At 72.7% G+C, this 11,702-nt stretch carries 9 protein-coding genes and 1 pseudogene; 7 read left to right on the top strand and 3 right to left on the bottom strand.

The annotated features are described in order from the left end of the window. From CS2_RS15990 to CS2_RS15980, 3 genes are all read left to right on the top strand, one after another. Positions 1–451, top strand: a 451-nt coding sequence (locus tag CS2_RS15990; protein WP_156442172.1) for a zinc-binding dehydrogenase, incomplete at its 5' end; no start/stop codon positions are given. A gap of 811 nt (positions 452–1,262) precedes the next feature. Then, a complete protein-coding gene (locus tag CS2_RS18885; protein ID WP_169798663.1) occupies positions 1,263–1,874 on the top strand; it encodes a hypothetical protein in 612 nt (203 codons plus the stop codon). 712 nt (positions 1,875–2,586) lie between these two features. Further along, positions 2,587–2,856 carry a hypothetical protein gene (locus CS2_RS15980; protein ID WP_070320726.1) on the top strand — a complete coding sequence of 90 codons (270 nt, stop codon included), beginning with the start codon at positions 2,587–2,589 and terminating at the stop codon, positions 2,854–2,856. Between the two features lie 96 nt (positions 2,857–2,952). On the opposite strand, the pseudogene CS2_RS15975 reads toward CS2_RS15980, so the two are convergent. Continuing rightward, a pseudogene (locus CS2_RS15975) lies at positions 2,953–4,113 on the bottom strand (IS3 family transposase). A gap of 387 nt (positions 4,114–4,500) precedes the next feature. On the opposite strand from CS2_RS15975, the gene CS2_RS15970 reads away from it, so the two are divergent. Beyond that, a complete protein-coding gene (locus CS2_RS15970) occupies positions 4,501–5,994 on the top strand; it encodes a glycosyl hydrolase family 18 protein (RefSeq protein ID WP_233421223.1) in 1,494 nt (497 codons plus the stop codon). Between the two features lie 548 nt (positions 5,995–6,542). On the opposite strand, the gene CS2_RS15965 is transcribed toward CS2_RS15970, so the two are convergent. After that, a complete protein-coding gene (locus CS2_RS15965) occupies positions 6,543–7,322 on the bottom strand; it encodes an aldo/keto reductase (RefSeq protein ID WP_070320724.1) in 780 nt (259 codons plus the stop codon). A gap of 132 nt (positions 7,323–7,454) precedes the next feature. Here CS2_RS15965 and CS2_RS15960 point away from each other — a divergent pair, with 132 nt between their 5' ends. Continuing rightward, a complete protein-coding gene (locus CS2_RS15960; protein ID WP_082740298.1) occupies positions 7,455–9,371 on the top strand; it encodes an ABC transporter ATP-binding protein in 1,917 nt (638 codons plus the stop codon). A gap of 77 nt (positions 9,372–9,448) precedes the next feature. Here the strand turns inward: CS2_RS15960 and CS2_RS15955 are convergent, their stop codons facing one another. Then, positions 9,449–10,129: a nucleotidyltransferase family protein gene (locus CS2_RS15955; RefSeq protein WP_082740297.1), complete on the bottom strand. Its 681-nt coding sequence runs from the start codon at positions 10,127–10,129 to the stop codon at positions 9,449–9,451. Between the two features lie 166 nt (positions 10,130–10,295). On the opposite strand from CS2_RS15955, the gene CS2_RS15950 reads away from it, so the two are divergent. Continuing rightward, entirely contained in the window at positions 10,296–11,057 is a 762-nt protein-coding gene (locus CS2_RS15950) for an endonuclease/exonuclease/phosphatase family protein (RefSeq protein ID WP_070320728.1), read from the top strand. Positions 11,058–11,330: 273 nt separating this feature from the next. Next, positions 11,331–11,603: an iron-sulfur cluster assembly accessory protein gene (locus tag CS2_RS15945; protein ID WP_046529104.1), complete on the top strand. Its 273-nt coding sequence runs from the start codon at positions 11,331–11,333 to the stop codon at positions 11,601–11,603. Positions 11,604–11,702 lie beyond the last annotated feature (99 nt).

Raw genomic sequence — 11,702 nt, 5'->3', positions numbered from 1 at the left:
GCCCGCCGCGCGCGCCGCGGCCCGCGACGCGGGGGCGCACGTCGTGCTCGACCCGGGCGACGACGACCCGGCGGCCCTGGCCGCGCGCGTCGTCGACGCGACCGCGGGCGGCGCGCACGCGTCGCTCGACGCGCTCGGCAGCCCCGCGACCGCGCAGGCCGGCGTGCTCGCGCTGCGCCGTCGCGGCCGTCACGTGCAGGTCGGGCTGCTGCTGCGCGACGACGCGTGGACGGCGCTGCCCATGGACCGCGTGGTCGCGTGGGAGCTGTCGGTGCACGGCTCGCACGGCATGGCCGCGCACGAGTACCCGGCGATGCTGGCGGCGATCGCCGACGGCCGGCTCGCGCCGTCGACACTCGTGGGGCGGACCGTCGGGCTCGACGACGCGGCGGACGCGCTCGCGGGCCTGGCGCTGCCCGGTGCCGGGGGCATGACGGTCGTGGTCCCGTGAGCCCTCCGCACCAGCTCGGGGGTGGTGAGCACGGGCACCGAGGAGAACACCGTGAACGCGGCCCGGACGTTCGTCATGGCATGAATGCGGGGACGCTGGTCTGCTGCACCCGCCTCGCGAACGTCCTGCTGCAGCGGTCCCCTGGCGTACGCGTGGGCCGTGACGCCTCCACGTCCGGTCAGCCGCAGACGATCGTGGGTGAGCGACCCAGGCGGATCGTTCGACGTGCGCCCGGAACGAACCACCGGCGGGACCCTCGTGTCGGCTGAGCAGTGATTCGGTTCGGTTCGGTTCGATACAGGGCGAGGTTGATGGCGTCCAGGTGCAGGTCCGTGGTGCTTCCTCCGGTGCTCAACGCGCGGTGAGAGCGGCGTGGGGGTCGATGGTCGTGATTCGTACATGGTTCATCCAGCCGGCGCCGTCGCGCCGTTCCGCGCCCTACCCAGCCCACGACCAGCCCTGACCGAACTGGCCCCGGCTCCGATCGCGTGGGCGACGTCGAGGACGGGGAATCCCAGCCGGAACCCGCGGTGGTGACCGACACGGACGGAACCGAGCTGACCGGGATCGACCAGATCCCAGCTGACGGTGTTTCAGCACCGGTCGCGGCCTCGCACTCCACGACCTGGTCGCGGCGAGGGTTCGTCGTGCCATGCCCACCTGGCACCGAGCTTCGGGTTCGTCTGCGCGCGAGGTGTCAGCTCCGGAGGCGGTCTACCCATGTGTCAATGAAGTGATTGCTGCAGTCGTAACAGAGTGAGACTCTGCTCGTCCCCGACTGGGTCTCCCCAAGAATCAAGAGAGGATCACGATGCCGCAGATAATGCGACTCACTGGCATGGCGGTGGCCGCAGTTACGGCGCTCGTACTCGTCGTAGCCGGAAGCGGTCCCGCAGTCGCGACCTCGACGGTGACCGAGGTTCCCGCGCAGGCACCAGCTCCAAGAGTCTCCGACTACGATTATGAACTGGCGTTCTCTCAGTTTGAGAGCACTGATGTCGCTCGTGAGGTCAGTTCGGTCAATGGCGTGAGGACCGTCACCTTCCATCTCGTGGAAGGATTTGACCTCACCATGGTGGACCCGGATTCTGTCGAGGCCTCCCAGCCGTCAGACGGCGGAATTAGGCCGCAACTGAGTTCTGGATTTACGAGAGCCGGCTACTACGTCGGGTTCAACCAGTTCGACCAGAACACGTTGTCCAACGCGCTTCTTGCGGCAGGTATCACCGCAGCGATCTGCGCTATCCCAGCGGTTGGTGCGGCAGCGTGCGCAATTGCGGGCGTCGCTGTCAGCGTCGCCGTGGCGTACATCAACCGCAACGGCGTGTGCTCCAACAACAGGACGCTATACTGGTATGACGTCGTGGCCGCCAACGGCGCGCGCGGCAGCACAATTGCCTGTCGCTCCACAGTGCCGAAGTAGCCGTCCGTCGCAATCGCGATATTCAACGCCGTCGAGTATTGGTGGAGCCGCGCCAGATTCGACATTCTTGGGAAGGCTCGCGGGAGGCGCCGGTTGCCAGTTCGGTGGAAAAGCAAGGAGAAAGTCTTGAACAGACCCTCGTTCCCATTCGCGCTTCTCTCGTTCTGCATTTTCTTCGTCGGGTTTGCTCTCATGCGATCGGGTTACACCTGGTTCGCGGTCGGGATTTTCGCGATTGCCTCTGTGACCATGGCCTTCGCCTTTTCCTCACGGAAGCGAAAAAAGCGAGACATGGCCTCTTAGTTATTCCCTGAGAAGGTAGAGGCAGGGAGGGGCGCGCGGAAATTCTAGCGCAATTGGCCATTACGCCAAATCGGCTGGCGTGAAGCGTGCCGGCTCTCCTGATTTCAGCAGTGCATGGAAAGTTCAGTCGATGTAATATGGAGAGTCGGCGCGCGACCTCATCGGCCCAGGCGGCCAAGACCCAGCTGCACGAGGCCCTCCGCGTGCAGGTGCACGTGGAGGAGACCCCTGCAGCACCCCAGCGTGAAGGAGATCGAGGCCGGGTGCCACTTGCCGCTCAGCTCCGCAGGTGACCCCACGCGGACGCTGATCCGCCGAATCTCACCACCGAAACCTGAGCGCTCCGGACCATTGCACGGTCCGTTTCTGGCGGTCCCGGGTCGCCTTGAGTGGCCAAGGGGGTGGCGCCATGGTCACGAGGTTCGATGTCGAGGCGAGCTGGCCTGAGTTGTTGACCTATTTCGACGCGATGCAGCGGCATGCGATGACGCAGCTGCTGGCGTCGGGGTGCCACGAGGGGCGGAGCCCAACTGTGGGGGTGTGGAGAGTCCGACCGACCGGGCGCGCGGCGCGATCGACGCCGTGGAGCGCCAGCGTCGTACGCATGCCGTGGAACACCGGCGTCGTGTGCGTGCTGCGGCCCGCCGGGCAAGTTCTGGCCTGCCGGCCGACGCAGTGATTCGAATCCTGGGGGCGGGGGACGTGCTTCTGCCCGCCGCCGCGCAGCGACACTCTGCGCAACCGGGGCTGGTGCACGAGTAGGTGACAGTCGGTCTCAGGCGGCGAGTGCGACCTGAGTGGTCATGATGGTCTCGAACTCGATGGGTGTCAGCCGGCCGAGTCGGGCCTGGCGTCGGCGGCGGTGGTAGGTCCGCTCGATCCAGGTGATGATCGCGAGCCGCAGCTCATCGCGGGTGGCCCATCGCTGCCGGTTCAGGACGTTGTTCTGCAGCAGCGAGAAGAAGCTCTCCATGGCGGCGTTATCCCCCGCGGAGGCGACCTGGCCCATCGACCCGGCAAGGTCGTGGCGGGCCAGGACGCGGGCCACCTTCCGGCTTCGAAACTGGCTGCCCCTGTCCGAATGCACCACGCACCCAGCGACCGCCCGACGTCTCTGCACTGCGCTGACCAGCGCGTTCACCGCGATTTGGGAGGTCATGCGGTCGCTGATCGAGTAGCCGACGATCCGGTTGGAGAACACGTCCTTGATCGCGCAGAGGTAGACCTTGCCCTCCGCGGTGGGGTGCTCGGTGATGTCCCACAGCCATAGCCGGTTGGGCGTCTCAGCCCGGAACTGGCGCAGCACGAGGTCGTCGTGGGCTGGCGGGCCGGCCTTCTTGGCGCCCCTGGCCCGTGGCTTCCCGAATGCCGACCACCAGCCGTTGGCGGCGCAGATCCGCCACACCCGCCGGTCGCACGCCCGGTGCCCGGCGCGGACAGCCTCGTCGGCCAGCAGCCGGTAGCCGAACTCCGGGTCGTCCCGGTGAGCATCGAACAGGACGTTGGCCAGGTGCGCCTCGTCGAGCTCGCGGGCACCGACCGGCGCGGCGAGCCACCGGTAGTAGGGCGCTCGGGCGAGCTTGAGGACCCGGCACGTCACCGTGACGGGGATCCCGTCGCCGGCGAGCTCGCTCACGAGCGGGTAGAGCCTCTTCCCGGCAGGTGTGCCTGGGACAAGTACGCCGCCGCTCGGCGCAGGATCTCGTTCTCCTGCTCGAGCAGCCGGATCCGGCGGTGGGCTTCACGCAGTTCGGTCGACTCGGTGCGGCTGATCCCGGGCCGCTGACCGTCGGCGACGTCGGCGTCACGCAATCAGTTGCGCAGGCACGACTCGGCAATCGGCGAAGTCGGCTGCGACCTGCTTGATCGGAGCATCTCCGCGGCGAGCCACCGCCACGACATCGTCGCGGAACTCCTTGGGATAGGGCCTGGGCACGATGTACATCCTTCCAGCGACGCCTACGGCGCCACAGGTGGGTGTCACCTACTCGTGCACCAGCCCCACCCGCTCGACGAGGGCGCTTCGCACATTCTGGGGCGCTGACCTGCGCGGAAGCCCGTGCGGTCGCGTTCCCACCAAGTCACCTGGCACCTGTTGCGGAGTCATCACATCATTGACCGCCCGATCCGCCCGCCGCTAGCGTCGTACTCGTCCGATTAGTACGCAGTCCTTACATATTCGCCGACGGGAGTTGAGATGTCTCGGAGCAGGACGCAAAGGAGATCGGCGGGGGATCAGGGGGAGCCGGGCTGCACGGGTGCAGCGCGAGGTCGGCGGGAATCGGCGTCGCGCGGCGTCCGACGGCGCGCGGTCGGCGCGGTCGTGGCGTCGCTCGCGCTCGTCGTCGCCGGCCTCGCGGCCGCACCGGTCGCCAACGCCGCGAGCGGCGTCACCGTGACGTTCACGGCGCGCGACTCGTGGACCACCGGGCACGAGGTCGCCGTGACGGTGACCAACACGGGGACCACGAGCGTCGCGACGTGGGCCGTGGACTTCCGCCTGCCGGACGGCCGGGCGATCACGAGCTCGTGGGACGCCGACGTCACGCGCGACGGACAGTCCTACCGGGCGGGCAAGAAGAGCTGGGCCGGTGCGCTCGCGCCAGGGGCGTCGCAGACCTGGGGCTACGTCGCCTCGGGCGCCTGGGGCGCGCCGACGTCCTGCACCGTCAACGGCGGCTCGTGCACCGGCGGCGGCGCGACGCCCACCCCGACGCCCACGCCCACGTCGACCCCGACGCCCACGGCGACACCCACGCCGACGCCCACGAGCAGCCCCACGCCCACGCCGACGACGCCGCCCCCGGGCGGGTCCAAGGTCGTCGGCTACTTCGCCGAGTGGGGCGTCTACGGCCGCAACTACCACGTCAAGGACGTCCAGACCTCGGGCTCGGCCGACCGGCTGACCCACATCCTCTACGCGTTCGGCAACACCACCGGCGGCCGCTGCTCGATCGGCGACTCCTACGCCGACTACGAGAAGGCCTACACCGCGGAGCAGTCCGTCGACGGCAAGGCCGACACGTGGGACCAGCCGCTGCGCGGGTCGTTCAACCAGCTGCGCAAGCTCAAGGCCATGCACCCGAACCTCAAGGTCATCTGGTCGTTCGGCGGCTGGACGTGGTCGGGCGGCTTCACGCAGGCCGCCGCGAACCCCGAGGCGTTCGCGCAGTCCTGCTACGACCTCGTCGAGGACCCGCGCTGGGCGGACGTCTTCGACGGCATCGACGTCGACTGGGAGTACCCCAACGCGTGCGGCCTCACGTGCGACGCGTCAGGGCCGCAGGCGTTCGACCGGGTCGTCACGGCGCTGCGCAGCAAGTTCGGCTCGTCGGCGCTGGTCACCGCGGCCATCACGGCCGACGGCTCGAACGGCGGCAAGATCGACGCGACCGACTACGCGACCGCGGCGACCAAGCTCGACTGGATCATGCCGATGACCTACGACTACTTCGGCGCGTTCGCCCCGCAGGGCCCGACGGCCCCGCACTCGCCGCTGACGTCGTACCCGGGCATCCCGCAGCAGGGGTTCAACTCCGAGGCGGCCGTGAACAAGCTCATCGCCAAGGGCGTCCCCGCCAGGAAGATCCTGCTGGGCGTCGGGTTCTACGGGCGCGGGTGGACGGGCGTGACGCAGTCGGCGCCCGGCGGCACCGCGACCGGTGCGGCCCCCGGCACGTACGAGCCGGGCATCGAGGACTACGAGGTGCTCAAGACGCGGTGCCCGGCGACCGGCACGGTCGGGGGCACCGCGTACGCGAGGTGCGGCAGCGAGTGGTGGAGCTACGACACCCCCAGACCATGGCGTCCAAGATGACGTGGGCCCGCGGCAAGGGCCTGGGCGGCGCCTTCTTCTGGGAGCTGTCGGGCGACACCCCCGACGGCGAGCTGATCCGCGCCGTCGCCGGCGGCTGGTGACGCGCACCCGACCCGCGTGACGCGCGTGCCCCCGGCCGGTCGAGGCCGGGGGCACGCGCGGGGCGGAACGTCCCCGGACGTGTGGTTGACGTCACGTGTCCGGTTCCGGTAGACCTGCGTCCGGTGCCACAACGGCGTGACGCCGACCGCAGTACGGGCCCGGTCCCTCGGTAGGCCGGACGCCCGACGTGCTCGTCGGTCGCGCAGAGCGACGACGGCGAGCACGTGCGAGGTGGGAGCGCGACCACCTCCCCGGACGCGGCCCGTTCCGCGCCCGAACCCGTCCGCTGCAGCAGCGCGGCCTCCGCAGCAGCGCAACCGCGCCGTGACAGCACGACGGGGCCCGGGCGTCGCCGCCCGGACCCCGTCGCCCGCGTGCCGGCGCCGCGCGCAGCGAGGCAGCGCTCAGCGACCCGCGCTCAGCGACCCGCTCTCAGCGACCTGCGCTCAGCGACCCAGCGCGTCGATCGCCGCGACCTCGTCGGCCGTCAGCGAGAACCCGAGCGTGCCGAGGTTCTCCTCGATGCGCTCGCGACGCACCGACTTCGGGATCACGACCACGTCGTGCTCGACGTGCCAGCGCAGCACCACCTGCGCGGGCGTCACACCGTGCGCGCGCGCCGCCGCGACGATCGGCTCGGCGTCGAGGTCGGTGCGCTTGAGCGGGCTGTACCCCTCCACCACGACGCCGCGCTCGCGGTGCGCCGCCAGGAGGTCCGGGTCGTGGTCGACCGGCGAGTACGGGATCTGGTTGACCGCGGGCGCCTCGCCCGTCGCCGCGACGAGCTCGTCGATCTGCGCGATCGAGTAGTTCGAGACGCCGATCGAGCGGGTCAGGCCCTCGTCGCGCGCGCGGCGCAGCTCCTGCCAGACCTCGGGGCTGGCCTGCTTGTGCGGCGGCCAGTGGATGAGCCACAGGTCGACGTGGTCGGTGCCGAGCGCGGCCAGCGACTCGGTGATCGTCTGCCGCTCGCGGCCCGCGTGGTCCGGCGGCAGCTTGGTGGTGACGAAGACGTCGTCGCGGTCGATGCCCACGGTCGCGAGCGCGCGCCCGACCTGCGCCTCGTTGCCGTAGCCCGTCGCGGTGTCGACGTGCCGGAACCCGAGCTGCAGCGCGGCCGAGACGGCGAGCTCCGCGTCGGAGCCCTCCGCCTGCCACGTGCCGAACCCGAGCACGGGGATCGCGCCGCCGGGGATGGTCAGGGTGGGGGTGGTGATGTCGGCCATGCCCCTCATCGTCACCGAGGCCGCGGGACGCCGCAGGTCGGGGGCGGATCTCGTCCGCGGGACGGAGCCCGTGGCGCGATGTCGGTCGCGCGACGGATCGACCGCACCGCACCCCGCTGCTGGACTGGACGCATGGCCGCCGCACCCGCCCCTCCGGTCCAGACGCCCACGGGCGGGGGCACGCGCGAGCGGTTCCGCGTCCTGCTCGCGCTGGTGCGCCCGCACCGCGGGACGCTCGGCCTCGGCCTGCTGCTGGGCCTGGCGGCCACCGGTCTGGGCCTCGCGACGCCCATGGTCACCAAGTGGGTGCTCGACACCCTCGGCACGGGGCAGTCGCTCGCGCGGCCGGTCGCGTGGCTGCTCGTGCTGTGCGTCGTCGGTGCCGCGATCGGGTACGTGCAGGCCGTCGTCATGGGCGCGCTCGCCGAGCGCATCGTGCTCGACGCGCGCGAGTCGCTCGTGCGCCGGTACCTGCGCGCGACGGTGCAGGCGATCACCGGCCGCCCTGCCGGCGAGCTCGTCACGCGCGTCACGTCCGACACGGTGCTGCTGCGCGAGGCGACGTCGTCGAGCCTCGTCGGGCTCGTCAACGGCGTGGTCGCGCTCGTCGGCACGCTCGTCCTCATGGGCGTGCTCGACCGCGTGCTGCTCGGCACCACGGTCGCCGCGATCGTCGTCGTGGGCGTGTGCATGGCGCTGCTGCTGCCCGGGATCGGCGCGGCCGAGAAGGCGTCCCAGGAGGCGCTCGGGCGCCTCGGCGGCACGCTCGAGGGGTCGTTGCGCGCGGTCCGCACGGTCAAGTCCAGCCGGGCCGAGGCCCGGCAGGGCGCGGCGGTGCTCGCGGCCGCGCGGGACGCGCGCGACCACGCCGTGCGCGCCGTGCGGACGTCCGCGCTCGCGTGGACCGTCTCGGGCGGCGGCATCCAGCTCGCCATCATCGTGGTGCTCGGGTTCGGCGCGTGGCGCGTCGGGCAGGGCGACCTCGCGGTGTCGAGCCTCGTCGCGTTCCTGCTGTACGCGTTCAACATCGTCGGCCCCATCAGCGAGCTCACGCAGTCGCTGACGCAGCTGCAGTCGGGCGTCGCCGCGGCGGCCCGCATCAACGAGGTCGCGACGATGGACGTCGAGCCCGACGCGTCCGACGTGCCGACGCGCGCGGCCGCCCGGGTCGACGACCCCGCGCGGTCGGGCGAGGGACCGGGCGACGCCGCCGACGACGCGACGCCCGTCGTCGAGCTGCGCGACGTCACCGCGCGCTACGGCCCGGGCCTGCCGCCGGCCGTGGACGGGCTCTCGCTGCGCGTGCCGCGCCGCGGGCACACGGCCCTGGTCGGGCCGTCCGGCGCGGGCAAGACCACCGTGTTCTCGCTGCTCCTGCGGTTCCTCGAGCCCACCGCCGGGCAGCTCCTGCTCGACGGCCGCCCGTACGCGGCGTGGAGCCACGCCGACGTGCGCGCGCGGTTCGCGTACGTCGAGCAGGAGACCCCGGTCGTGCCCGGCACCATCCGCGACAACCTGCTGTTCAGCAACCCCGACGCGACCGACGCCGAGCTGGCGCGCGCGCTCGCGGCCGTGCGGCTCGACGGCGCGTTCGACGCGCTGCCCGACGGCCTCGACACGCGGCTGTCGGAGACGTCGGTCTCGGGCGGGCAGCGGCAGCGCATCGCGCTGGCCCGCGCGCTGCTGTGCCGCCCGCAGGTCATGCTGCTCGACGAGGCCACCGCGCAGGTCGACGGCCTCACCGAGGCTGCGGTGCACGACGCGATCCGCGCGCTCGCGACCACGGGTGCGGTCGTCACCGTCGCGCACCGGCTGTCGACGGTCGTCGACGCCGACACGATCGTCGTGCTCGAGCACGGCCGCGTCCGCGCGAGCGGCACGCACGCGCAACTGCTCGCGTCCGACGCGCTCTACCGCGAGCTCGTCGAGGCGCTGCGGATCGCGGACGCGCCGGCGGACGCGCTCGAGGGCGCCGTCGACGCGCCGGACGGCGCCGCGGGCGGCACGCCGGTCGACGCGACGGTCGAGACCGCCGCCGGCCCCGCCTGACGCGCGCGCAGGCGTCCGCGCTCAGACCTCCGAACTCAGACCTCCGAGCTCAGGCGTCCGAGCTCAGGCGTCCGGGCTCAGACCTCCGAGCCGGGGTCCCTCCGCCCGGGGCCCGCCGCGAGGCGCTCGCCGGTGCGGCCGGTCAGCCCGAGCTCGTCGGCGAGGAACAGGAACGCCCGCGCGTACGGCTGGCCCTCGACCTCGGTGCGCACCCGCTCCCAATCGATCTGCTCGCGCAGCGCACGCGCCATCGGCAGCAGCCACGTGAAGTCGCAGTAGTGCTCGCCGAGCACGCGCATCTTCGCCGAGATGATGTCCGTCGCCGGCAGCACCGGCATGCGCACCGCGAGCACCTCGAGCTCGTCGGCCCGCGCGAGGTCCTCGTGCGTCACGGGTTCGCCGACCATGCGGAAGATCACGTCGACGAGCTGCCCGTGGTGGTACGCCTTGAACAGCCAGTTCTCGGCCGGATCCTGCACGTCCAGGCCCGCGGCCGTCAGCGCCGCGCGCGCGGCGTCCACGTCCTGCTCGGCGACCGCGAAGTCCGCGTCGTGGCTCGGCTCGGGCGCGCCGCGCGCCCACGCGGCGTACCCGCCGACCAGCGCGAACGGGACCTGCGCCTCGAGCAGCGCGACGGCCGTGCGGCGCAGCCCGTCCTGCAGGGCCGCGCGGTCGTCGGGCGTGGCGGCGCCGGTCGGCACCGGCAGCGGCGGCGGGGCCGCGCCCGTCAGGGGCAGGGGCGTCGGGGTGGAGGGCATGCACGGTGTCTACACCGGGCCCGTGCGGCGCGCGCGCCGAGGCGCGGGCGCACCGCACCGCGCCGACCGGACCCGGGCCGGACCCGCACCGTGCCGGCCGGACCGGCGCGCCGCCGGACCCCGGGGCCGCCGTGCGGGCGCCGACGCCCCGGGCCACAATCGCGGCGTGCGGCTCGCGACGTTCAACATCCTGCACGGGCGCTCGCCCGTCGACGGCCGTGTCGACCTCGACCGGTTCGCGGCGGCGGTCCGGCACCTCGACGCCGACGTGCTCGCGCTGCAGGAGGTCGACCGCGCGCAGCCGCGCTCGCACGGCGCCGACCTCACGGCCGTCGCGGCCGAGGCGATGGGCGCGGCGCACCACCGGTTCGCCGCGACGCTGCACGGCGAGCCCGGGCTGTGGGTCGCGGGCACGGGCGAGGAGCAGCCCGCGTCGGCCGCGTACGGCGTCGCGCTGCTCTCGCGCGTGCCCGTGCTCGAGTGGCACGTCCTCACGCTGCCCACGCTGCGCCGGCGCGCGCCCGTGCGGTTCCCGGGCGCGCGGTGGCCCGCGCTCGTGCGCGACGAGCCGCGGACCGCGCTCGCGGCCGTGCTCGACGACGACGGCCGGCCGCTCACCGTCGTCGGCACGCACCTCACGTTCATCCCGGGCTGGAACGTGCGCCAGCTGCGGCACCTCGTGCGCACGGTGCGCGCCCTGCCCGGGTCGCACGTGGTGATGGGCGACCTCAACCTCGCGGGCGACCAGCCCGCGCGGCTCACGGGCCTGCGCCCGCTCGTGCGGGCCGCGACGTTCCCGGTCGACGTGCCCGTGCGGCAGCTCGACCACGTGCTCGGCGGCCCCGGCGTGCGTGCCGCCGCGGCGGGGGAGTCGGTCGACACGGGCCTGTCGGACCACCGCGCGCTGGTCGTCGACGTCGTGCGCTGACGGCCGTCGCGCACGGGCGCGCGTCGGGGCCGTGACCGCGCAGCGTAGGGGGTCCGCCGCGGCGCCGCAGCACGCGTGCCCGGTGTGTCCGGTCCGGTCTCGCGACGCGGACCAGCGTTTGCGTCCCCGCACCGCGTCGGGTCACGGTGGAGGACGTCCGACGGCGTCGGACCGGGGCTCGTCGTCCCGCCCCCGGCACCTCCCCCCGTGCCGTGGCGGGCGGGGCGTGGTGGCCCGGCCGACGTCACCCAGGCCACCGGAGAGGAGCGCCACGTGCTCACCCTGACCGAGAACGCCCAGACCGCCGTCGAGACCCTCACGACCCGCGCCGGACTGCCCGAGGAGGGCGGACTGCGCATCGCCGAGCAGGACTCGGGCGGCTTCGAGCTCGCGCTCGTCGCCGAGCCCGCACCGGGCGACGACGTGGTGGCGCAGGGCGCCGCGCGCGTCTACGTCGACCAGCGCACGTCGCAGTCGCTCACCGACCAGCAGCTGGACGTCGAGCCCTCGGGCACCGGCACCGCGTTCACGCTCACGCGACAGTAGGCGTCGCGCCGGCGCCCCGCGCGCCGGGTCCCGCACGCACGAGGGGCGGACCACCCGCGGGTGGTCCGCCCCTCGTCGTCGTGGCGGGTGGGCCCGCCT

The organism is Cellulomonas iranensis NBRC 101100 = JCM 18110 (genome assembly GCF_001552375.1).
GTDB classification, from domain to species: domain Bacteria; phylum Actinomycetota; class Actinomycetes; order Actinomycetales; family Cellulomonadaceae; genus Cellulomonas; species Cellulomonas iranensis.
This window is presented reverse-complemented; position numbering and strand designations above follow the sequence as displayed.